Origin of the sequence: Limnobacter sp., assembly GCF_046297615.1 — a bacterium.
GTDB lineage: Bacteria > Pseudomonadota > Gammaproteobacteria > Burkholderiales > Burkholderiaceae_B > Limnobacter.
The window spans coordinates 254731-277770 of the sequence record NZ_JBKBHM010000003.1 but is presented as its reverse complement, the minus strand read 5'-3'; the positions used below and the strand labels follow the sequence as shown (position 1 = coordinate 277770).

15 protein-coding genes and 1 tRNA gene are annotated in these 23040 nt (G+C 61.1%); 11 read left to right on the top strand and 5 right to left on the bottom strand.

Features of this window, described 5'->3' with window-relative positions:
* Positions 1 to 90 precede the first annotated feature (90 nt).
* The gene (locus ACK4FF_RS08410; protein WP_409707343.1) at positions 91 to 1140 is read right to left on the bottom strand and encodes a hypothetical protein; all 1050 of its coding nucleotides are present in this window, start codon (positions 1138 to 1140) and stop codon (positions 91 to 93) included.
* Between the two features lie 297 nt (positions 1141 to 1437).
* On the opposite strand from ACK4FF_RS08410, the gene fdnG reads away from it, so the two are divergent.
* From fdnG to ACK4FF_RS08365, 9 genes are all read left to right on the top strand, one after another.
* On the top strand, positions 1438 to 4509 hold the full coding sequence (fdnG, locus tag ACK4FF_RS08405) for a formate dehydrogenase-N subunit alpha (protein WP_409707887.1): 3072 nt from the start codon (positions 1438 to 1440) through the stop codon (positions 4507 to 4509).
* A gap of 10 nt (positions 4510 to 4519) precedes the next feature.
* The gene (fdxH, locus tag ACK4FF_RS08400; protein ID WP_409707340.1) at positions 4520 to 5398 is read left to right on the top strand and encodes a formate dehydrogenase subunit beta; all 879 of its coding nucleotides are present in this window, start codon (positions 4520 to 4522) and stop codon (positions 5396 to 5398) included.
* A gap of 14 nt (positions 5399 to 5412) precedes the next feature.
* Entirely contained in the window at positions 5413 to 6042 is a 630-nt protein-coding gene (locus ACK4FF_RS08395; protein WP_409707337.1) for a formate dehydrogenase subunit gamma, read from the top strand.
* Between the two features lie 91 nt (positions 6043 to 6133).
* On the top strand, positions 6134 to 7180 hold the full coding sequence (fdhE, locus tag ACK4FF_RS08390; RefSeq protein ID WP_409707334.1) for a formate dehydrogenase accessory protein FdhE: 1047 nt from the start codon (positions 6134 to 6136) through the stop codon (positions 7178 to 7180).
* Positions 7180 to 8625, top strand: coding sequence for an L-seryl-tRNA(Sec) selenium transferase (gene selA / locus ACK4FF_RS08385; RefSeq protein ID WP_409707331.1), 1446 nt, complete (start codon positions 7180 to 7182; stop codon positions 8623 to 8625). The genes fdhE and selA overlap by 1 nt, the downstream gene beginning before the upstream one ends.
* A complete protein-coding gene (gene selB, locus ACK4FF_RS08380; RefSeq protein ID WP_409707329.1) occupies positions 8622 to 10571 on the top strand; it encodes a selenocysteine-specific translation elongation factor in 1950 nt (649 codons plus the stop codon). Before selA ends, selB begins: the two co-directional genes overlap by 4 nt.
* A gap of 26 nt (positions 10572 to 10597) precedes the next feature.
* Positions 10598 to 10693 (top strand) — tRNA-Sec (locus ACK4FF_RS08375).
* A 14-nt stretch (positions 10694 to 10707) separates the two neighbouring features.
* On the top strand, positions 10708 to 11157 hold the full coding sequence (locus ACK4FF_RS08370; protein ID WP_409707326.1) for a glycine cleavage system protein H: 450 nt from the start codon (positions 10708 to 10710) through the stop codon (positions 11155 to 11157).
* Entirely contained in the window at positions 11154 to 11534 is a 381-nt protein-coding gene (locus ACK4FF_RS08365) for a DsrE family protein (protein WP_409707323.1), read from the top strand. Before ACK4FF_RS08370 ends, ACK4FF_RS08365 begins: the two co-directional genes overlap by 4 nt.
* On the opposite strand, the gene ACK4FF_RS08360 is transcribed toward ACK4FF_RS08365, so the two are convergent.
* Positions 11511 to 12599, bottom strand: a complete 1089-nt coding sequence (locus ACK4FF_RS08360) for a substrate-binding domain-containing protein (protein WP_409707320.1) — start codon at positions 12597 to 12599, stop codon at positions 11511 to 11513. The two genes, ACK4FF_RS08365 and ACK4FF_RS08360, sit on opposite strands and share 24 nt — an antisense overlap.
* 12 nt (positions 12600 to 12611) lie before the next feature.
* Complete coding sequence (locus ACK4FF_RS08355) at positions 12612 to 13187, bottom strand: nitroreductase family protein (protein ID WP_409707317.1); 576 nt, start codon at positions 13185 to 13187, stop codon at positions 12612 to 12614.
* Positions 13188 to 13351: 164 nt separating this feature from the next.
* Between ACK4FF_RS08355 and ACK4FF_RS08350 the strand changes: the two genes are divergently transcribed.
* Positions 13352 to 13756, top strand: a complete 405-nt coding sequence (locus ACK4FF_RS08350; protein ID WP_409707314.1) for an MAPEG family protein — start codon at positions 13352 to 13354, stop codon at positions 13754 to 13756.
* Positions 13757 to 13788: 32 nt separating this feature from the next.
* Here ACK4FF_RS08350 and ACK4FF_RS08345 read toward each other — a convergent pair whose 3' ends face one another.
* Positions 13789 to 14280 (bottom strand): flavodoxin family protein, encoded by a 492-nt coding sequence (locus tag ACK4FF_RS08345; protein ID WP_409707311.1) that lies wholly within the window; start codon positions 14278 to 14280, stop codon positions 13789 to 13791.
* A gap of 23 nt (positions 14281 to 14303) precedes the next feature.
* Positions 14304 to 15665, bottom strand: a complete 1362-nt coding sequence (locus ACK4FF_RS08340; RefSeq protein WP_409707308.1) for a TolC family outer membrane protein — start codon at positions 15663 to 15665, stop codon at positions 14304 to 14306.
* 273 nt (positions 15666 to 15938) lie between these two features.
* Between ACK4FF_RS08340 and ACK4FF_RS08335 the strand changes: the two genes are divergently transcribed.
* On the top strand, positions 15939 to 23039 hold the full coding sequence (locus ACK4FF_RS08335; RefSeq protein WP_409707305.1) for an SDR family NAD(P)-dependent oxidoreductase: 7101 nt from the start codon (positions 15939 to 15941) through the stop codon (positions 23037 to 23039).
* The last annotated feature ends 1 nt before the right edge of the window (position 23040 follow it).

Sequence of the window (23040 nt, the reverse complement as noted above, 5' to 3'; positions counted from 1 at the left end):
ACATTTTCCACGGGTTAACACTTCCGGTCAGTATCCGGCACTGGTTAACCCGTTGGTCGAACTGTATGCGGGCGTTTTTGACCGCTTTTTTCAGGATGCCTGCCCGCGCCTGCGCGGATGCGACAGCCAGAGCGCCACCACACTGGCCAAGCCGATGTGAAGGGCTGCACAGAGGGCCAGAAACACCAGCGTCCAGCGGCGGTGGCTGCCCAGCACGGTGTTGGTGTGGGTTTTGATCAAGGGCAGGGCGCCGAAGCACAGCATGACGCCCAAGGCAGCCTCGGGCAGGGTGATGGCCACGCCCACCAGCCAATCACTGCCCACCAGGCCCACAGCAATCAGCATCAGCGAACGCATCAACGTGCTGACTTCTTGCCGTGGCGGGGCAGTGCTGGCCTCGGTGGGCAGGCTGCCCAGCAGCCCGGCAGTCACATTCGAAACCCACAGGGCTGGGCTCAGTGGGCGCTGAACGGCTGTTTGCCCCAAACCCATCAGCAGGGCTGGCAGGGCCACCAGGCTCAAGGCCAGGCCCACGTCATCGGGGTTGATGGCAGGAAGAGCCAGCACCGGGGGTGCCCAGTTCAGGCCGGGCAGGCGGATGAGCGAGTCCAGGGCTTGGGGGGTGTCCCACAGCCCCATCAGGAGCCCCAGCCCCAACAGGGCTGGCCACAGCAAGCCGGGCGATCGGGTGGCTGCCCAAGTGCCCGTCAAAAACAGCAGGGTGGACCACAGGGGGCTGTCGACCATCCATTGAACGCCAGTCCAGAACATCAGCAGCCCAAGGCCCAGTTGCAGGGCTTGAAGCACATCACTGCTCAGCAGGCCGGGTGTGGACCTGGCCCGGGTCACGGCCTTCAGCAACAGCCACAGTGCGCCAGTCAGCAGCGCCGCCAGTGCAAGGGTTGGGGCGGAGAGTTCTGCCCCATGGGCCGAGGCCGACAGGGCCAAAGCCAAGCCCACCAGGCCCAGGGGTTGAAGTGCCACCCGGTTACCTGTCCACAACTGCACCAACCCGACAGCACCGCAGGCCAGCAGCAGATGTTGCAAGTCCAGCCCACCCAGTGTGCACAGCAAACAAAGGCCCACCGGCAGAGGCAAGGCTTTGACGGGCGTGAGCAAGGTGGTGTGGGGGCGAGACATGGGAATTGGCTTGGATACAAACGCCTGTGAGCATACGTCAGCGGGCGGCTGTTCGGTTGAAATCGGATCGGGGTTTTCCCTTGCATGAGGGGCGTGTTTGGTGCAGTTGTTTGCTGGTTTGTTTTGTAACCTTATGAAAACAATGAAATAAGCGTGGGTGATGTGAATTTTGTGCAGTGCCCATATGCTGTGCAGCGCATATTGAGGCTTGACGACAGTCTGCGCACAATCAAAAGGCTGAAGAAGGGTCTTCCTTCTCTGTTGCGGTCAAAGAAACAAAAGAGGAGTGTGAGCAAAGTGGAAATGAACCGTCGGGATTTCTTCAAGGTGACGGCTACCGGGCTGACAGGCTCGGGGCTGGCTGCCCTGGGGTTCTCGCCTGCGCCAGTGTTGGCGGAGACGCGGAACTTCAAGCTGGCCCGCACCACCGAGACACGGAACACGTGTCCTTATTGTTCGGTGGGTTGCGGCGTAATCATGTACAGCCTGGGTGACAAGGCCAAGAACGCGAAGGCTGAAATCATCCACATCGAAGGCGACCCTGACCATCCGGTCAGCCGGGGGTCCCTGTGCCCGAAAGGCGCCGGTCTGCTGGACTTTGTCCACAGCGCCAATCGACTGAAATACCCGGAAATCCGCGAGCCCGGTTCCAACGAGTGGAAACGCGTGAGCTGGGATGAGGCGATGGAACGCTTGGTCACGATGCTCAAGGCCGACCGAGACGCCAACTTCATCTCCACGCTGGACGACGGCAAAGTCGTCAACCGTTGGTTGACCACCGGCATGCTGTGTGCTTCGGCATCGTCCAATGAAAGTGGGTACATCACCCACAAGGCGATGCGCAGCCTGGGGATGCTGGTCTTCGATAACCAAGCGAGGGTTTGACACGCTCCGACGGTGGCCAGTCTGGCTCCGACATTCGGACGCGGTGCAATGACCAATCATTGGACCGACATCAAGAACGCTGACCTCGTTCTCATCATGGGTGGCAACGCCGCCGAAGCTCACCCCGTGGGTTTCAAGTGGGTGATTGAAGCGAAGAAGGACCGCAAAGCCAAACTGGTGGTTGTGGACCCGCGCTTTACCCGTTCTGCCGCCATGGCCGACTACTACGCGCCCATTCGCGCCGGTGCGGACATTGCATTCCTCGGTGGGGTGATCAATTACCTGCTGACGAACGACAAAATTCAGCACGAGTACGTCAAGAACTACACCAACGCCCCGTTCATCGTGAATGCGAGTTACACCTTCGAAGATGGCCTGTTCTCGGGCTACGACGGTGAGAAGCGCAAGTACGACAACGCCAGTTGGGGGTATGAGAAAGACGAGAAGGGCTTTGCCAAAGTTGACCCAACGCTGGAACATGAGCGGTGTGTGTACCAGATCATGAAAAAGCACTACGCCCGGTACACGCCGGAAATGGTGTCGAAGATCACCGGTACGCCTGTGGACAAGTTCGAGAAGGTCTGCGAGATGATCGCCAGCACCTGCACGACGAACCGCACCATGACCATCATGTACGCGCTGGGCTGGACGCAACACAGCCAGGGCTCGGAGATGATCCGCGCTGCGGCCATCATGCAACTGCTGCTGGGCAACATCGGCGTGGCTGGCGGTGGCATGAACGCTTTGCGTGGCCACAGCAACATTCAGGGCTTGACCGACCTTGGTCTCTTGTCCCAACTGCTGCCCGGTTACCTGGGCTTGCCCAAGGACAGCGAGCAGGACATCAACGAGTACCTGAAGGTTCGAACCATTCAGCCCCTGCGGCCCAACCAGATGAGCTTCTGGCAGAACTATCCCAAGTTCTTTGTCAGTCTGCAAAAGGCATGGTGGGGCAATGCGGCCACGGCTGAAAACAATTGGGCCTACAACTACCTGCCCAAGTGGGACAAGGGTTACGACGTGCTCAACGCGTTCGAGATGATGAACCAGGGCAAGCTCAACGGCTACATCTGCCAGGGCTTCAACCCCGTGGGTTCTTTCCCGAACAAGAAGAAAATCGTCGATGGCCTGTCCAAGCTGAAGTACCTGGTCATCATCGACCCGCTCGTCACGGAAACTTCCGAATTCTGGAAGAACTACGGCGAGTACAACGATGTGAAAACCGAGGAAATCCAGACCACGGTGTTCCGTTTCCCCTCCACCTGTTTTGCCGAGGAAGACGGTTCGCTGACCAACTCCAGCCGCTGGTTGCAATGGCACTGGAAAGGCGCGCCCCCACCCGGGGAAGCCAAGGGTGATCCGGAAATCGTCGCGGAAATTTTCACACGCCTGAAAGCCAAGTACCAGAAGGACGGCGGTGCATTCCCTGACCCCATCCTGAACCTGACCTGGCCGTACCGCATTCCCAACAGCCCTTCTGCGGAAGAGCTGGCGATGGAGTACAACGGCAAGGCCTTGGCCGATGTTCTGGACCCGAAAGACCCCACCAAGGTGTTGGCCAAGAAGGGCGAGCAGTTGGCTGGTTTTGGCTTGCTGCGTGACGATGGTTCGACCTCGTGCGGTTGCTGGATTTATTCCGGTGCCTGGACGCAGGCTGGCAACCAGATGGCCCGCCGCGACAACAGCGACCCTTGGGGCTTGGGCCAAACATTGGGCTGGGCTTGGGCATGGCCTGCGAACCGCCGCATTCTGTACAACGCTGCGTCCACGGACCCCACGGGTAAGCCCTGGGACCCCAAGCGCAGGCTGATTGGCTGGAATGGTGAGCGCTGGGCCGGGTCGGACGTGCCGGACATTCGGCCGGACGCCAGCCCGCTGGATGCCGACCGCGTCAACCCCTTCATCATGACTGCCGAAGGTGTGGCGCGCCTGTTCACGCCGACCGGCTTGGTGGAAGGGCCGTTGCCCGAGCACTACGAACCCTTTGAAACGCCGCTGGAGAACAACCCCATGCACCCGAACAACCCGGCTGCCAAGTGCAACCCGGCTGCGCGTGTGTTCAAGGGGGACATGGAAGCCTTCGGCACACCCAAAGAGTTCCCGTACACGGCCACCAGCTACCGCCTCACCGAGCACTTCCACTACTGGACCAAGAACGTGAAAACGTCCTCGATTGTCCAGCCACAGCAGTTTGTGGAAATCAGCGAGGCACTGGCTGCGGAGAAGGGCATCAAGAATGGCGACAGGGTCAAAGTGTCGTCGAACCGGGGCCACATCAAGTGCGTGGCTGTTGTGACCAAACGCATTCCCGTGCTGGAGTGTGACGGCAAGAAGGTGCACACCGTAGGGCTTCCCAACCACTGGGGCTTTGTGGGCGTGGCCAAGCCGGGTTATCTCGTGAACACATTGACCCCGTTTGTGGGCGATGCGAACACCCAGACCCCGGAATACAAGTCGTTCACTGTCAACATCGAGAAGGCCTGAGGAGAGCACAATGGCATCATTGCAGTCACTGGATGTCGTCTCTCGATCGGCGACAACACTGCCACCCCCCCAGGTCCGCAAGACCCGGGAAGTGGCCAAACTGATCGACGTTTCCACCTGTATCGGCTGCAAAGCCTGTCAGGTGGCCTGCATGCAGTGGAATGACCTGCGCGATGACGTGGGCGAGAACGTGGGGACGTATGACAACCCCCGCGACCTCACGCCCAATTCATGGACGGTGATGCGTTTCTCGGAAGTGGAGAAAGAGCAGAACAGTCTGGAGTGGTTGATCCGCAAGGACGGTTGCATGCACTGCGAAGACCCGGGGTGTTTGAAGGCCTGCCCTTCGCCCGGTGCCATCGTCAAGTACAGCAACGGCATTGTGGACTTCATTTCCGAAAAATGCGTGGGTTGTGGCAACTGCGTCACGGGTTGTCCGTTCAACGTGCCCCGGATTTCCAAAGCCGACAACAAGGCCTACAAATGCTCCCTGTGTTCCGACCGGGTGGGTGTGGGCCTTGAGCCCGCCTGTGTGAAAGCCTGCCCCACCGGCGCCATCCAGTTCGGTTCCAAAGAGGACATGAAGGATTACGCCGACACCCGTATCACGGACCTCAAGGAGCGCGGCTACGCCAATGCGGCCTTGTACGACCCGCAGGGTGTGGGTGGCACGCACGTCATGTACGTGCTGCAGCATGGCGATCAACCTGAGCTGTATCACGGTCTGCCCAAAGACCCACAGATCAGCCCCATGGTGTCGCTGTGGAAAGGCATTGCAAAACCGCTGGGCGTGTTCGCCATGCTCGGTGCGGTGTTTGCAGGGCTGATCCACTACATGCGTGTGGGCCCCGTGGAGGTGAAGGAAGATGACGCCGGGCCTCAGGCCTGAGCAGGGAGAGCAGCATGTCCAAAGGCAATTACCTTGACCGTTACGACACCGCAACCCGGACCAAACACTGGACCATGGCGGTGCTGTTCATCCTGGCTGGCCTCTCGGGGCTGGCGTTTTTTCACCCGGCATTTTTCTTCCTGACCAACCTCTTCGGTGGCGGTTCATGGACACGGATTCTGCACCCGTTCCTGGGTGTGGGGGCCTTTGCCGTGTTCGCACTGATCTACGTCAAGCTCAAGGACCATAACCGCTTTGAGCCCGTGGACCGGGAATGGATCGCCAAATCCAGCGAAATGCTCAAGGGCAACAAAGCGGCCATGCCGCCAGTGGGCCGCTACAACGCGGGCCAGAAGTTTGTGTTCTGGAGCATGGCCGGTGGCCTACTGGTGTTGCTGGTGACCGGCATCACCTTTTGGCAGCCGTACTTCCGTGGGTTTTTCCCGATAGAGGTGATTCGCTTCGCCGTGGTACTACATGCCTTGTCGGCGGTGGTGGTGATTTTGTCACTCATCATGCACGTGTACGCCACCATTTGGGTCAAGGGCACCTTGCGCGCCATGACCCGTGGCAACGTGTCTGAAGGATGGGCCAAACAGAACCACCCCTTGTGGCACAAGGAGGTGACGGGCAAAGGGCAATAAGCCCCACGCCAGTTTCCACCGCCCGGCGCGCGGGGCTTTGCAGCCTTGTTCGCCGGGCGTCTGTTTTTATTGAACACCGGACAGGAATGTCATGCAGCACAACACCGATCAGCGCGACCCGGATTCCATCGTGGCCCAGGGCCGAATGATGAGCCCCGAGGAAATCGCCGTCCAGAATAAAGACCAAGCCGAATTCATTCTTTACCCCGCGTTGGGCAGCCTGTACGCCGAGCGGGCTGCACGCCTGCGGCACCTGGCCCAAGGCCACCCCATGCAGGATTACCTGCTGTTTGTGGCCAACCTGGCTGATGCGCAGCATGCAGCCGCCCAGTCGGTCAGCGGGCTGAGCCTGCCCACCACAGCCGACATTCACCAAGCCATTGAAGCCAACCGGCCCTTGTTGCATGTCGGCCACCATGGGCGCGATGTGCAGTGGTTGACTGTGTTGCGCAGCCTGTTGACACCGCTCAAGCACCTGCATTCGGGCCAGCCTGTGGCGCGTGTGATTGAACAGTTGCTGGCCAAAAGCGATGAGGATATCAACCGCCTTGCAGACCGTTTGCTCAATGGCTACCTGCATGGGCTGGACCTGGCCCAAGCCCAATTGGTGGCTGCGGGTTTGCAGGTGTATTTCAGCCGTTTGGTGGTGGACACCCATGCCGCCCACGCGGGCAAGAGGCCCGAGCCCTTTGGCCGATTGCCCGGCCAGACTGCCACCTGCCCCTGCTGCGGCAGCCGGCCTGTGGCCAGCATCACCCGCATTGGCGCCGAGCAAAGCGGTTTCCGCTATGTGTCGTGCAGCCTGTGTGCCACGCAGTGGCATGTGGTGCGTGTCAAATGCGTGGCCTGCGACAACACCAAAGACATCACCTATCAGTCCCTTCAGGCTGCTGATGCCGATGACAGTGGCGCTCCGTTCAAGCCCGGAGCTGTACAAGCTGAATGTTGCGACCAGTGTGGGCACTACCTGAAAATTGTTCACATGGAAAAAGACCAGTTTGTGGAGCCGCATGCGGACGACCTGGCCTCGCTGGCACTGGACTTACTGGTGGCTGAACAGGGCAATGTGCGCTTCGGCAACAACCTGATGCTGTTGTTCGGCCCGCCACCCGACAACGCGGACCCCGGGGTGCACTGATGAATTCGCCCGCTGAATCCATGGTTCATGGTTCGCAGGCGAGTCTGAAGCAACTGCCCGCGGTGGACAAGTTGCTCAATCTGCCCGACACCCATGCGCTGATTCAACGCTTTGGCCAGGACCAAGTGCTGGTGCATCTGCGTCAAACACTGGCCGACTTGCGTCGCCGCCTGTTGGACGGCGATATGCTGCCCGCCACTGCTGTGGAAGCCTCTGCGGTGCTGGCCTTGGCAGCCCAGGGGTGCGAGCGGCTGTTTGGCGAGCGCATGCGCCGGGTGTTCAACCTGACAGGCACAGTGATTCACACCAACCTGGGGCGGTCGGTGCTCAGTCAGGCGGCCATTGACCATGTGGCCCGCATGATGCAGACGCCCAACAACCTCGAGTTTGACCTTGATCGGGGCGAGCGGGGCGACAGGGACGATCTCATTGAAGAACTGATCTGTACCATCACTGGGGCCGAGGCCGCCACGGTGGTGAACAACAACGCCGCCGCTGTGCTGCTGACCATCGCCGCCTTGGCGCGCGGCAAGGAATCGATTGTGTCACGGGGAGAGCTGGTGGAAATCGGCGGTGCATTCCGCATGCCGGATGTGATGTCCAGCGCGGGTTCCACCTTGGTTGAAGTGGGCACCACCAACCGCACTCACCTCAAAGACTATGAACAGGCCATCAGCCCGCGCACCGGCCTCATCATGAAAGTACACACCAGCAATTATGTGGTGCAGGGCTTTACCAAAAGCGTGAGCGAGGCCGAGCTGGCCCCCTTGGCACGTGCCAAGGGTATTCCACTGGCCAGTGATTTGGGCAGCGGTGCTTTGGTGGACATGTCGCAGTGGGGCCTGCCCAAAGAGCCTTTGCCGCAGGAAGCCCTGGCCGATGGGTGTGATGTGGTGACTTTTTCCGGCGACAAATTGCTGGGAGGGCCGCAGGCGGGTTTGATTGTGGGCCGCAGGGACTTGCTTCAGACGATTCGCAAATTTCCCATGAAGCGGGCACTGCGCCTGTCCAAGCTGCCGTTTGCAGCCTTGGAAGCCACCCTGCGCCTGTACCTGAACCCCTCGGTGCTGCGTGAAGAATTGCCAACCCTGCGCCTGTTGACGCGACCCGTCGATGACATTCAACGGGTTGCTGCCAGTGTACTGGGCCCATTGCAAACCGCGCTGGGGGAGCGTTATCGGGTTGAAGCCCAGCCCATGATGAGTCAGATTGGTTCAGGTTCGCTGCCGGTGGATGTGATTCCCTCGTACGGCCTGGCCGTGACCCTGCCCGGCCAGAAGCGGCCCGGTGGCGCCTTGGACGCCCTGGCCACTGCCTTGCGCCAGTTGCCGGTGCCGGTGATTGGCCGCATTCACAACGACCAGTGGTGCATGGACTGCCGTTGTCTTGAAGATGTCAGCGGCTTTGTGGCCCAACTACCCCAGTTGCGGAGCGTGTTGGCATGATCATTGGCACGGCTGGCCACATCGACCACGGCAAGTCCACCCTGATGCAGGCCTTGACCGGCACCCACACCGACCGTTTACCGGAAGAAAGGCGGCGGGGTATTTCCATTGAATTGGGCTACGCCTTTCTGGATGGAGCCGACCGCCAGCGCATTGCCTTTGTGGACGTGCCCGGTCATGAAAAACTGATTCACACCATGGTGGCTGGTGCCACCGGCATGGACCACGCGCTGCTGCTGGTGGCCGCTGATGATGGTGTGATGCCCCAAACCCGCGAGCACGCGGCCATCCTCAGCCTGTTGCAGGTGCCGTCGATCACCGTGGTCATCACCAAGACCGATTTGGCCGATGCCGACCAACTGGCCTTGGTGCATGCGGGTGTGGACGCACTGCTCAAAGGCACAGCCCATGAAGACAGCCCGCGTTTTGAAGTGAGCGCCACCACGGGGCAGGGCATCGAAGCGCTTCGGGCTCATGTGGTGAGCCTGAAAGGCCGACCCGAGCCCAGCCACTTGATGGGTTTTCGCATGCCGGTGGACCGCAGTTTCACGCTCAACGGTGTGGGCACTGTGGTGGCCGGCACGGTACAAAGCGGGCAGGTGGCCGTGGACGATGAAGTGGTGGCGTTGCCCGGCGGCAGCATGGCACACCGCGTGAGGGTGCGCAGCCTTCGGGCCCACAACCAAACCGTGACGCAGGCCAAACCGGCAGACCGCTGCGCCTTAAACCTGGCCGCGCTGGCTCGGGACGATTGCCCCAAAGGTGCGTGGTTGGTGGCCCCGGAACTGGCGCACCACACCCTTCGGCTTGATGTGCAAATCACCTTGCTGGGTTCGGAAGAAAAACCGCTGCGTTCAGGCCAATGGGTGCATGTGCACTGGGGTACTCGGGATGTGCTGGCCTCGGTGGCGGTGCTGCGCAGTGCGCAGCCCGATGCCCTGGCCCCCGGCGAAACAGGGCTGTTGCAGTTGGTGTTCCGCCAACCCGTGTCAGCCTGGTGGGGCGATCGGCTGTTGCTGCGCGACACCTCGGCCAGCCGAACCTTGGCGGGTGGCTTCGTGTTGGACAATGCCCCACCCGCGCGCTACCGCAAGGCCCCCGCGCGGCTGGCCATGCTGCTGGCCTTGGCTGAAGTGGACCCGCTTCAACGCGTGTTGAAGGTACTGCAGGCCAGCGAGTTGGGGCTGAATTTGGGGCAATGGGCGGGCCGTCAGGGCATTGAACCCGCCAAGTTCATCGCCGCTTTGGCCCAACACGCCCAGGCGCAGAGCGCTGTGCATTGGTTGGATGAGCGCCAAGGCTGGGCCATACACCGCACCGTACTCGGCAGCTTATGGGGCACTGTGCGGGGTGTGTTGTCGGCTTTTCACCAGAGCCACCCCGACGATGCAGGCCCCGATGTCGCCCGTTTGCGCCGCATGGCCTTGCCCAAGGCTGACACCGCAGTGTTCGCGGTGTTGGTGAATGCCTGGGTGGAGGCAGGCCAGCTGGTGCGCAAAGGGGCTTGTCTGCAATTGCCGGAGCATGCGGTGACCTTGTCCGCCGTGGATGAGCGCATGGCCCAGAAGGTGATGCCCCTGCTCACCAATGCCCGCTTTGACCCGCCGTGGGTGCGTGATTTGGCCCAAGCCACCGGCGAGCCCGAGGTGATGATGCGGGTGGTACTGGGCCGCTTGGCCAGCCAGGGCCAGTTGCATCAGGTGGTGAAAGACCTGTTTTATGCCCCGCAGCCCATGGCTGAATTGGTGCGTATTGCGGCCCGTTTGCATGCAGCCCAGGGTGAGGTGCAGGCCGCTGCGTTTCGGGATGAAACCGGGCTGGGGCGCAAACGCGCCATTCAGATTCTGGAGTACCTGGACCGGGTTGGCGTGCTGCGCCGGGTTCAGGATAGACACCTATTGCGCACGGACAGTGCGCTGCTCCACACTTTCATGGAGGCTGCGTGATGGTGCGCAGCCTTGTGCAGTTAACTGGAAGGAATTCATCCCCGGTGGGGTGGTCAGACTTCAAATCTGAAGGGTGGCGCCATGCGTTGCCAGGTGGGTTCGACTCCCATTTCCTTCCGCCAATTCGAGGCTTGTCGTGAACATCGCCAACATCCACTGGCCGGACACACTGTGGTACTTGCCTGAATGGGACACTTGGGCTCAGTTGCACGACGATGGCACAGCCACGGTGGGCATTACTCAATTGGGCATCGAGTTGTCCCGCGAGTTTTACATGTGTCGCCCCAAACCTTTGGGTACGGTGGTTGAACAAGGCCGTTCCATCGCAGTGGCGGAGTTGGCCAAGTCGGTAGTGTCGGTGAAAACCCCGGTCAGCGGGGAAGTCATCGCTGTGAACGCTGCCCTTGAAGACCAGCCCAACCTGCCGTTTCAAGACCCTTATGGCCAAGGTTGGCTGGCCCGCATCCGGCTGAGCCGCTGGGCCGAGGATGTGGCCGCTTTGAAGCAGGGCCCGGCCATTGAAAGCGATGTGCGGCAACGCATGGTGCTGTACCGCCTGCTGCCGCTTGATGGGGCTGACGCATGAGCATTCAGGGTGTGGCCTTTCAGTTGTGGCGTTGCGACCCCAACGACCCGGACCGCCTGTCCACCCCGTTTTTCGATGCCTCCGCCCTGGCCGCATTCGATGTGCCCGTGGAGCTTTACTTCACTGCACGTTCAGTGCTGTTGTTGGCACCGGGTGTGGCCGATGCGCTGTATTCAGGCAGTCAGCAGATCAAATCAGTGGGCGACTACCTGCGCGAAGCGCATGCCCACGGTGCCCGCATGTACGCCTGTACCGATGCACTTCAGGCTCACGGATTGAGCCTGGGTGGATTGATTGCGCAATGCGATGGCCCGGGTGGTGTGGTGCAGTTCACCGGCCGGTTGATAGACCCCTCATGGCGTTGCCTGGTGTTCTGAGGCCAGCCACTGCTCCAGTGTTTGCCCGGTGTGGCCGGTGAGGTAGCCGGGAATGGCCGACAGTTGGGCCAGAAAGGCAGGGTCGTGCAGCAGGCCGATGGCGTGTACCAAGCCCGGCCGTTCGGCCATGGCTTTGGGCCAAGCCATGAAGTAGGTTTCAGTGGCCAGGTGCACAAAATCCAGGCCAAACCTCGAAGCGGCTGCACGCACGCCAAACCCGGCGTCTGCCATACCGCTGGCCACGAAAGCAGCCACTGCGGAATGGGTGTGTTCGGCAGGGAAGGGTTCATTCAGAGCTTCGTCGCTCAGCCCTTGCGCCGCCATCAACTGGTTCATCACTTCCCGCGAGCCGCTGCCGGGCTGGGTGTTTACAAATCGGATGTGCCGCTGACACACATCCCGCACCGTGGTCAGTTTCAGCGGGTTGTCTGTTTTCACAATCAGACCCAGTTCGCGTTGCACCAGCACGCGCACATCACACCACAGCCCACCGGCCAGTCGCTCCAGCCAGTGGGTGTCCAGAGTGTTCAGGCCAGGGCCTGTGAGGTGAAACCCTGCCAAGTCGGTTTGGCCTTTGAGCAGTCGGTCAATCACCTGGGTGTTGTCCAGCCATCGAATGCTGGCTGCAATGTCGTGGTTGACCAGTGTGTTGACCACGCTGTCCATCGCAAAACAATGGCTGGCGTCCACCGACACCCGGTCTTCTTGGCAGTGCAGCAGGTCGTCCAGTTCGCGGCCCAATTCGCTGGTCACTTCCGCCAGAATGGGTTCAAGGCGAGCCGTCACCCGCTGTTCCGCGCGCACCAGCCGCAGGCCGAGTTCGGTCAGTTCGGTGCCGCGCCCGCGTTGCATCACAATCACTGGCTGGCCAAACAATTGCTCGGCGGCATGCAGCAGCCCCCAGGCGTGGCGGTAGGCATGTCCGTAGAGTTCGCAAGCCTTTGCCAGGCTGCCGCATTCGTGCACCTCCACCAACATGCGCATCGTGCGGGCCAGCAGGTCGTGGTTGTCCTGCGGGCCCAAGGACCAACGGTGTCGCACACGAAGCTGCTTGAGCACAGTCATCGGGGTACTGCTTCAGAGCACGCTGAAATAATCAGCAGGGCTGGGGCGGGCTTTGGGTTTGGGCAGGCTGCCCACGTGGCCCACGCTCAGGAAACAGGCCATGGCTTCACCGGGCCTTAAACCTGCCAGTTGGGCGAGGCGGGTGGACCTCAGGGCTTGCCCGGTGGTCAACGACGAGCCCAAGCCCAGTTGGGTGGCGGTCAGCAGCATGTTTTGAATGGCACACCCCAGGGAGATGTAGCGTTCATGCAGGTTGATCTTGGTGTATTCATCCGTTTCCCGGCACACGCACAACAGCAGCCAGGGCGAGCGTTCGGCTTTCTCGCGCGCCTGCAACCGTTCTTCGGTGGAACAGTCTGGGTCGCGGTCGATCAGGTCTTGTTCAAACACATCGGCCAATTTTGCGCGGGCTTGGGCAGACACTTCAATGAAGCGCCAAGGCAGAATCTGGCCGTGGTCAGGCGCGGCTGCGGCCGCGCTCAGAATGAGCTGGCGTGCAGCTTCATCGGGGCCGGGGCCCACCAAGCGGCGCGGCAGCACGCTGATTCGAGCGTGAAGTTGGTCGATCCATCCGGATTGCGGGGCCATGCTGCCTGCCTTGACGGTCGAAGTGAACAGTGGCACAAGGGTAGCACTCTGGGCCACTGGGCGTCATGCGGATCGACCCTAGGTGAAGCGCAGTTCAATTTGGCCGCTGCGCGATAGTCTCATTGTGTACACTTTGTACACCTATAACAAACACGGAGACCCCCATGACCCCTATTCATGCTTTGCTTGCTTTCACCGCCTGGACCTTGCTGTTGGTGGCCCTGGTGTTCCTGTACCGTGGCCTGCGTTTCATGCAGGGCACACCCATCAACGCCTGGCCCCGGGGCAACAAGCCTGCAGACGATGCCCCCTTGGTCAAGCGCATTGAGGATGCGCACGCCAACTGTCTGGAAAACCTGCCGTTGTTTGCGGTGATCGTTTTGGCTGCAGCCGACCTGGGCAAGTTGGACCTGATCGCGCCCTTCGCGGCGTTCGTGTTTTACGCCCGCGTGGCTCAGTCGCTGGCGCACCTGTCCGGCACGGGCAAAGCGGCCGTGTTTGTGCGCGCCAACTTCTGGGTGGCCCAACTGGGCCTGATGGGTTACATGCTCAGCCTGTTGCTGAAGTAAGTACCGTTCGCACTGACTTGGCTGGCGGGGCCTTAGTACAGGCCCATGGCCAAGCCAGCCGCCACAGCTTGGCCCAGTTGTTCGCACTGGGCCAAGTCGTTTTCAGAAATGTGTTTGGGGGCGGCAATCGCCTTCGGTGTTTGGGCTTGTGTGCAAACAATCAGCGGTTCAGCCACTTCCTTCATGCGCCAGCCGGTCAGAATGCGTTGTAGCTGCCGCACCGCCCCTTGCCCGTCGCTGCCAGCGCACACCATCAAGGCGTAGGCCTTGCCTGCCATGTGGTCGAGCGCCGGGTAGTAGCAGCGGTCGAACAGGTCTTTCATCATCCCCGTGATGCTGCCCAAGGTTTCCGGGCCGACAAACAGGCAGGCCTGCGCGCCCATCAGGTCGGGCGTGTGTACCTCACTGGCCTGTTTCAGCAAAACCGTCACGCCTGGTTCCTGGCGTGCGCCCGCGCAGGCGGCTTGCGCCATGTGCTGGCTGCCACCGGTCAGGCTGTGAACAACGATCAACAGGGTTTTCATGATTCCGCACGATGCGGAAGCAATCATTGCCCCAGCATCTGGTTGTAACGCGACAGAATGGAATCGTACAGTACGCCCGCCGAGGCATGCAGCCTGAGGCTGTTTTGCAGGTAGTCGAACTGGGCATTGCGCAGGTCAATCTCGGCCTGTTGCAGGCGGTTTTCCGCAGTCAGCAAATCCAGCAGGGTGTGGGTACCCAGTTTGTAACCGGCTTCCAAGGCGTTTTTGGCTTGAAGGGCCGAGTTCACTGCGGTGCGGTTGGCTTTCACACGCCCAGCGTCGTTTTGAACCGTGTCGAACAGGTTCGCCACCGTGCTGCCTACCGTGGCTTCGCTGGCCGCCAGTGTCTGTTTCAGGGCTTCAGTGCGTTGCGTGGCCTGGTTCAGGCGCGCAGTGGTGCGGCCACCCCCGAACAATTCCCACTTCAGCTCAACGCCCACCGAGTCCGAACGGCCGCCATTGAGGTTGATGGCCAGGTTGTCACTGCCCGAAATTTTCCGTTGGCTGACTGTGGCCACGGCATTCACCTGGGGCAGATAGCCGCCAATCAGGCTGCCTTGGTCCTTCTCACTGCTTTGCACTTCGTGCCGCGCAGCCACCAGGGCCGGGTTGCGTTTTTGGGCCAATTGCTGCCAGGCGCCACTCTCGACCGGCACAGGGGGGATCAGCGGTGGCGTGGGTTTCAGGGGCGCCAACTGAAAGCTGCGGTCGCCACCCAGGCGTGTGGCCAACTGCTGACGCGCCGCGTTCAGGCTGATTTCAGCCGTCAGGCGCTGGCTGCGGGTTTGGTCGAACTGGGCTTGTGCCTCCAGCAGGTCCAGCTTGGGCAGGGTACCCAGCTTGAATTTCACCGTGGCTTCTTCCAGGCGTTTGTCCAGTGTCTTTTCGCGGGCGCGCGCCAGGTCCAGAGCGCTTTGGGCGCGCAAAACATCGAAGTATTGGTTGGCCACATCCAGCCGGTATTGCTGAACCTGCTCCACAGCGCGGGCTTCATCCCGCGACTTCAACAGTTCCGCCGACTCGTATTGGCGAAACGCGGGCAGGTCAAACAGGGTTTGCGTGAGCCGGGCACTGACATCGCGGGAGTCATACTCCGAGCGGCCACCCAAAGTCAGCAGGCCGTTGTTCACGGTGGTGCGGTCCTGATTCAGCGTGTTGCTGGTGCTGGACGCAGACACCACGGCCTGGGGCAGCAGGGCAGCGCGCGCAATGGCGGGGCCTTCCATATTGGCCAGGTAGGTTGATTTGATGGCTGCGAACTTTGGGTCTTTGGATTCAGCCTGACGCACCACTTCCAACAAGTTCAGTGCGTAAACCGACGGTGTGGCCAAGGACAGGGCCAGAGCAACAGCGCAGACGCGCAACGAGGGCATGGGGATGGGCATCAAAAAAACCGGTTTCTGAAACATTGCAAATCTAAAATTAGCAGGAGATTGCAAAAATTTCATTGAAATTTAGATTGCAGTCGGAAATCCATGCGAGCAATAAATACAATTATGTCAGCATTTTACCCTTGGGTAACTTGTAAAAGTACTCTAAAAAAGTAAATGTGTCTTGCGTGAATTACCTATATTTTAGACAACTAAAGCCAGCACTTACACACGTCTATGCCAAACCAGAACCCCAATCCTGCAAGTACTTGTTTTAACAGCCCGTTTTTGAGTTTAACGCCTTTTGAGTTTCCCGACGTGCAACTGGCCAAGGCCTTGTTGCGCGCGCGCGTGCCCGCTGTGCTGGATTTGGGGCGCGTACCGGCAAACTGGCCTGCAGCAGTGCAGGCGGCGGAATCGCTCAGTGCTGTGTTGAAGGCCGTGCCAGCCCCGGCTGCCCTTGGCCTGCGTGTGCCGGAGGGGGTCGCTGTGGCGGAAGCGTTGGCTTTGCCCGGTTCGGTCAGCTTCTTGGTGTTGGGCCACGGGGCGCAGGTGCCCAAGGCTTGGCAGGGTTTGCCCGTCGTGGTTCAGGTCAGTTCGGTGGAGGCTGCTGAACAGGCTTTGGCGCAGGGGGCATCGGGTTTGATTGCCAAGGGGCAAGAGGCCGGTGGCGCGGTGGGCTATGAAAGCGCATTTGTGTTGCTGCAACGCATTTTGAAACTCAAGGCGCGCGGCAACACCCCGGTGTGGTGCCAAGGCGGTATGGGCCTGTACACCGCCCCGGCCGTGTTTGCGTCCGGCGCCACGGGTGTGGTGTTTGATGCGGCGCTGGCCGCCCTGCCCGAAAGTTCGCTGCCTGAAGCAATTAAATCCAAACTGGCCACGCTGGACGGCAGTGAGATTCGTTGTGTCGCCGGCGATGTGAATGTATTCGGCGGCAATCAACGCGATGCAGCCAAACTCGACAGCCTGGACGCCGCCACCGTGGCAGCGCGCCTGGCCAGTACCGGTGATGACCGCCTGTGGGCCTTGGGGCAGGATGCGGCCCTCGCCGCGTCAGTGGCCAAGCGCTATTCGGCCGTGGGTGAATTCATCGCCGCGATGCGGCTGTCCATTCGCGCCCAGGTGCGCCAAGCCCGTCAACTGAAAGTGCTGGAGCCCGGCAACGCCTGGGCCCAAAGCCATGGTGTGGCTTACCCGGTGGCCCAAGGCCCGATGACCCGCGTCAGCGACACCCCAGAATTCGCACAGGCCGTAGCCCGCGAAGGGGCCATGCCTTTCCTGGCTTTGTCGCTGTTGAACCGCGACACTTGCCGCACCCTGCTGGAAGGCACGGTGGCTGCCGTGGGCGACCGCCCCTGGGGCGTTGGGGTGTTGGGGTTTGCCGCGCCCGAGGTGTTGGAGCCACAGCTTGAATTGCTGCAAGAGTTCTCCCCATCGGTGTTGCTGATTGCCGGTGGCCGCCCTGCGCAGGCCAAAGCCTTTGAAGCGCGTGGCATTCCTGCGTATCTGCATGTGCCTTCACCCGGCCTGCTCGACATTTTTCTGAAAGAAGGTGCAACCCACTTTGTGTTTGAAGGCCGCGAATGCGGTGGCCACGTGGGCCCACGCTTCAGCTTTGTATTGTGGGAACAGGCGGTGGTTCGCCTGTTGGCGCAGGACGACCTCAGTGCCGTGCATGTGCTGTTTGCTGGCGGTATTCACGATGCCGTGTCCGCAGCCATGGTGGCCGTGATTGCTGCGCCACTGGTGGCCCGAGGGGCCAAGGTGGGCGTGCTTATGGGCACCGCCTACATTGCCACTGTGGAAGCGGTGCAGGGCGGTGCGGTGCTCGAAGAGTTCCAGCGCCAAACGCTGGGTGGGGCGCAAACCGCATTGATTGAAACTGCGCCAGGCCACGCCATTCGCTGCTTGCCTTCCGGGTTTATCGATTTGTTCAACCGTGAGAAAAGCCGCCTCAACGCAGAGGGTGTAGACACCAAGGAAGCCTGGCAAAAACTCGAGTCCCTGACCGTGGGCCGCCTGCGTGTGGCCACCAAAGGGCAGGACCGTGTGAACGGCGAAATCGTGGACATTCCCCTGCACACCCAGCTCAGCGAAGGCATGTACATGATCGGCCAGGTGGTGGCCATGCAGGACCGCGTGTTGACCATGGCGGAATTGCACAGCCGTGTGACCTCCTCGGCGGTAGCGCATCTTGAAACCCTGCCCGAACCGGCTGAGTTGGACGCCGATGTTCCCGAGCCCATCGCGATTGTGGGCATGTCCGCCATTTACCCCGGTTCGCCCGACCTGGAAAGCTATTGGGCCAACATCCTGGGCAGCCGCGATTTGGTGTCCGAGGTGCCGGCCGACCGTTGGTCGGTTCAGCAGTACTACAGCGGTGGTGCAGCCGAGCGCGACAAGAGCGTCAGCAAGTGGGGTGGCTTTCTCGAACCCATGGCCTTCGATCCTCTGGAGTTTGGCATTCCCCCAGCCACGCTTGCCTCGGTGGAGCCTGTGCAGTTGTTGTCGCTGAAAGCCGCCAAGGACGCGCTGGCTGATGCAGGCTACGCCACCAAGTGGTTCAACCGCGAAAAAACATCGGTGATTTTTGGGGCCGAAGCGGGCATGGACCTGGGCAACCAATACACCTTCCGCAACCTGTGGCAACAGTACGCCGGCGACATCCCGCCCGCGTTGGACGCCGCCTTGCCCGCGCTGACTGAAGACTCCTTCCCCGGCATGTTGGTCAATGTGATTTCAGGCCGAATTGCCAACCGTTTGGGATTGGGTGGCGTGAACTATGCAGTCACCTCCGCATGCGCCAGTTCGCTCACCGCCATTGAACTGGCCGTGAAAGAATTGCGCAACGGCACCAGCGACATGGCCCTGGCCGGCGGCGCAGACTTTCACAATGGCATCAGCGATTACCTGATGTTCTCTTCCGTGGGTGCTTTGTCAGTCAAAGGCCGTTGCCGCTCATTCGATGCTGAAGCGGATGGCATTGCCTTGGGCGAAGGCATCGGCGTGGTCGTGCTCAAGCGCCTGTCGGATGCGACTGCCGATGGCGACCGAATCTACGCCGTCATCGACGGCATCGCCGGGTCCAGCGATGGCAAAGGCTTGGGCCTGACCGCCCCGCGCAAGGAAGGCCAAAAACGTGCCTTGGAGCGCGCCTACAGCCAGGCCAATGTGTTGCCGGGCGAAGTGGGCTTGGTCGAAGCCCATGGCACGGGCACCGTGGTGGGCGACCGCACCGAACTGCAAACCCTGACTGAAGTGTTCACCGCAGGTGGGGCTGTGCCCGCACAGGCGGTGCTGGGCTCCGTGAAAAGCCAGATTGGCCACACCAAGTGTGCCGCAGGCATTGCCGGGCTCATCAAAATTACCAAGGCCTTGCACCACCGTGTGCTGCCGGGCACCTTGCATGTCAGCCAGCCCAACCCCGGGTACCGTGCGGCATCCAGCCCCTTCCGTTTCACCGAGCAACCATTGCCCTGGGTGGGCAAGCCCGGCCAGCGCACTCGCGCAGCCGTCAGTGCATTTGGGTTTGGGGGTGCCAACTTCCACGCGGTGTTGTCCGCTTGGGAAGGTGATGCACCAGCCTTCGGTGCGGTCGACTTCCCAGCCGAGCTGGTGCTGTTGCGTGGCCACAGCGCGGATGAGGCCCGTGCGCAGGCCCGTACCCTGCACGACTGGTTGAACAAAACACCCGTGCCCGCAAAACTGCGTGACTTGGCGGCCACCGTGTGGCGCACAGGGCAGGGGCCTGTTCAGTTCGCCTTCGTGGCCGAATCCGTCAAAGGTTTGGCCAACACGCTGGAAGGGATTCTGGCCAACCGCCCCGACGTGAATGTGTTTCAGGCCAAAGGCACCCGCGCCCGCAAAGTGGCTGCGCTGTTCTCGGGCCAGGGCAGCCAGCACCCGGGCATGTTGCGTGACTTGTTCGTGTATTTCCCCGCCCTGCAAAGCGACTTGCAAGCCGAGCCAGAACTGGCCGCGCTCATGTTCCCGCCCAAAGCCTTGTCGGAATCACAACAAGCCGCCCAACAGGCGGCCATCACCGACACCCGTGCTGCACAGCCCGCTTTGGGCCTGGCTGGCACTGCCTTGTTTCGCTGGTTGTCCGCGCTGGGCCTCAAACCGGCCATGGCCGCTGGCCACAGCTATGGTGAATTGGTGGCGTTGTCCACGGCCGGTGTATTCAGTACGGCTGATTTGATTGCGCTGTCCAAAGCCCGCGCCCGTTGCATTCTCGATTCCGTGGGGGACGACCCGGGTTACATGGCTGCAGTGTCCACCAACACCGACACGCTGGGCCCCTTGCTGGCCGGGTTTGATGGGGTGGTGATGGCCAACCAGAACAGCCCCGTGCAAGTGGTGATCTCCGGCCCCACGGCTTCCATGGATGCAGCCTTGGCGCACCTGAAAGCCCAGGGCCTTGCCGCCAAGCCGATTGCCACGGCAGCGGCATTCCACTCCCCGCAACTGAAAGCCGCCAGTGGTGCATTTTTGAGCGCCTTGCAAGCCGTTGAGGTGCATGCACCCACGCATGCGGTCAGCAGCAACCTGACCGCTGAGCTGTACCCCTCACAGCCGGATGACATTCGCCAGGCTTTGGCAGAGCAAATCTCCAACCCGGTGCGCTGGGTGGACCAGGTGCGCACCATGGCACAGGCTGGTGCCGACCTGTTCGTTGAAATTGGCCCCAAGAAAGTGCTGGCCGGTTTGGCCAACAAAATTCTTGGTGATGCCGCACAACCTGTGCTGGCCATCGATCAGGGCGAGGGCAGCCTCAAGGGCCTCCTCAAAGGCGTGGCCCAACTGGCCACACTGATGGAAGGTTTTGATGCATCCGTGCTGTTTGACGGACGGGCTCAAACCGTGAGCCTGAGCGAAGTGCCCAAACTGCCCGCTTCAGTGTGGTGGGTGGACGGTGGCAAGGCTGTGCCCGGCCAAGCGGGTTCCCTGAAAGTGGTGCCGCCAGTCACCGCCCCGGTGGTCAGTGTGGGTGGCTCAGCCAGCCCGGCAGGTCAGCCTGTCGTGGTTCAGGCTACCCCGGCTCACGCCGATGTGCCCACCTCGGCGGTGTTCAGTTACCTCAACAACATGCGTGAACTGGTGACTGCGCAGCGCGATGTGCTGGTCAGTTATTTGGGCGTGAACCCAACCCCAATGGCTACGACTGCCCCAGCTTTGCCGTTTGCTCCAGCAGCTCAGCGTGTGTCGGCCCCCACGGCTGCACCTGCTTCGGTGCCTGTTGCCGCAAGTGCCCAAGCCGTCATGCCAGCAGTGTCCAACCGTGAGGTGTTGCTTCAACTGGTCAGCGACCGAACAGGCTATCCTGTTGAAACGCTGGACCTGGATTTGGACCTTGAGGCCGACCTGTCCATTGATTCCATCAAGCGGGTTGAAATCACCGGCGAACTGTCCGACACCCTGAACCTGCGCACTGCGCTGGGTGCCAATGCCGCCGCCCAACTGGACAAGCTGGGGCAGAAGCGCACCTTGCGCCAAATCATCGACTTCCTTGATGAGGTACTGCCCTCCACCCCGGCCGCTGCGCCGGTGGCTCAGGCTGCACCTGAACCAGCTACGCCCGCAGCCAGCCCAGCGGTACAGGCTGATCGCCTGTTGCTGGACATCATTGCAAACTGCACGGGTTACCCGGTTGAGGCGCTGGACGTGACGCTGGACCTGGAAGCTGACCTGTCCATTGATTCCATCAAGCGCATTGAAATTGTGGGTCAGTGGCTGGACAGCCTGGGTGCTGCAGCAGGCAGTGCCCAGCGCAGTGCGCTGAGTGAAGCCCTGTCCAAGTGCCGCTCCATCGCCGACATGGTGGCATGTCATGCCAGCCATGCGCCGAACGCGGCAAGCGCCCCGGTGGCCGTGGCCCCCGCTGAGCAGGCCAATGACGACGCGATTGGCGATGACATTCCCTTCGAGCGCTATGTGATGCGCACCCGCAGTATTGAAGAGGCCGCCACGCGCTTGAACATTCAAGGCAAAAACGTGGTGCTCATTCCCGATTCCCTGGGTGTGGCCCCCGTGGTGGCTGAACAGCTCAAGGCTCAGGGTGCCAAAGCGCGAGTCATTTGTTTCCGTTCCGAACGTGAGGCATTGAACCAAGCGCTTGAGCACACCGATGCGCTGATCCACCTGTGGGGCATTGACCCCGCTTCCCGCATGGACGACACGCTGGCCTTCTTCGAAGTGGCCCGAACCGCTGTGTTGAATGGCACTTCGCACCTCTTGGTGGTGACCGCCTTGGGGCTGGACGAGCATCAACTGGTGCGCCAACCCGAGCGGGGTGCTGGCCTGGCTGGTTTGGTCAAATCACTGGCCCGTGAATTTCCCCAACTGAATGTGCGCACGCTGGATGTGGATGTGGACCAGTTCCCCGCCGAGGTGGCGCAGTCTGTGGTTCAGGAATTCTCAAGCGATGACCGGTACAACGAGGTGGTTCGCCGGGGCGCTGTACGATACACCGTGGAGGCCGTGGCCAGCCCACTGGACCTTTCTGCCCTCAAAGGCCTCGCGCTGAACGAACAAAGTGTGGTGCTGCTCACTGGCGGCGCCAAGGGCATCACCGCCTTGGTGGCCATGGAACTGGCACGCCGTCACCGTTGCACACTGGAGTTGGTGGGCCGGTCCGCCGAGCCTGTGGGTGCCGAATCAGCGCTGACACGTCATGAAACTGACCCCAAGCGCCTGCGTCAGTTGGTGCTGCAGAATTCACCCGGCAAAAAGCCTGCGGAAGTGGAGCGTGAAGTCAAGCGACTGCTGGCCGAGCGTGAGCACCGCAAAACCATTGAGACCATTGAAGCCGCTGGTGGCCGCGTGCGTTATCACGCACTGGACGTGCAGGACGCCCCTGCGCTTGAAGGGTTCATTGCACAACTGTATGCCGAGCATGGCCGCATTGATGGGGTGGTGCATGGCGCAGGCGTCATCGAGGACAAATTGCTCAAGGACAAAACGTCTGAGAGTTTCGCCCGGGTGTTCAACACCAAGGTGATTGCGGCCAACACCCTGCGCAAAGCCATTCGCGACGACGTGGGTTTTGTGGTGTTCTTCTCCAGCGTGGCCAGTGCCTTCGGCAACCGTGGGCAGGTGGACTATGCCAGCGCCAACGACGCGCTGGACAAGTTGGCCCGCGCTTGGCAAGCCGACATCGCAGGCCGCGTGTTGTCTGTGAATTGGGGCCCATGGGCTGACACGGGCATGGTCAATGAATCACTGCGCAAGGAATACGCCAGCAAAAACATTGGCTTGGTGCCCAAGGTGGGTGGTGTGGCAGCCTTGCTCGACGAGTTGGCCAGCCCGGTGCTTGAAGCCCAAGTGGTGCTCATGTCCGGCAAGCCGGAAAGTTTCATCGGGACTGCGGCGTTCACCGGGGCATAAG

Excerpts from the sequence above, each read along its gene's own strand:
- ACK4FF_RS08345 (WP_409707311.1), bottom strand. The coding sequence starts at position 14,280 with ATGAAAACCCTGTTGATCGTTGTTCACAGCCTGACCGGTGGCAGCCAG.
- ACK4FF_RS08340 (WP_409707308.1), bottom strand. The coding sequence starts at position 15,665 with ATGCCCATCCCCATGCCCTCGTTGCGCGTCTGCGCTGTTGCTCTGGCC.
- ACK4FF_RS08365 (WP_409707323.1), top strand. The coding sequence starts at position 11,154 with ATGAGCATTCAGGGTGTGGCCTTTCAGTTGTGGCGTTGCGACCCCAAC.
- ACK4FF_RS08350 (WP_409707314.1), top strand. The coding sequence starts at position 13,352 with ATGACCCCTATTCATGCTTTGCTTGCTTTCACCGCCTGGACCTTGCTG.
- selA (WP_409707331.1), top strand. The coding sequence starts at position 7,180 with ATGAATTCGCCCGCTGAATCCATGGTTCATGGTTCGCAGGCGAGTCTG.
- ACK4FF_RS08360 (WP_409707320.1), bottom strand. The coding sequence starts at position 12,599 with ATGACTGTGCTCAAGCAGCTTCGTGTGCGACACCGTTGGTCCTTGGGC.
- ACK4FF_RS08395 (WP_409707337.1), top strand. The coding sequence starts at position 5,413 with ATGTCCAAAGGCAATTACCTTGACCGTTACGACACCGCAACCCGGACC.
- ACK4FF_RS08410 (WP_409707343.1), bottom strand. The coding sequence starts at position 1,140 with ATGTCTCGCCCCCACACCACCTTGCTCACGCCCGTCAAAGCCTTGCCT.
- selB (WP_409707329.1), top strand. The coding sequence starts at position 8,622 with ATGATCATTGGCACGGCTGGCCACATCGACCACGGCAAGTCCACCCTG.
- fdhE (WP_409707334.1), top strand. The coding sequence starts at position 6,134 with ATGCAGCACAACACCGATCAGCGCGACCCGGATTCCATCGTGGCCCAG.
- ACK4FF_RS08355 (WP_409707317.1), bottom strand. The coding sequence starts at position 13,187 with ATGGCCCCGCAATCCGGATGGATCGACCAACTTCACGCTCGAATCAGC.
- fdxH (WP_409707340.1), top strand. The coding sequence starts at position 4,520 with ATGGCATCATTGCAGTCACTGGATGTCGTCTCTCGATCGGCGACAACA.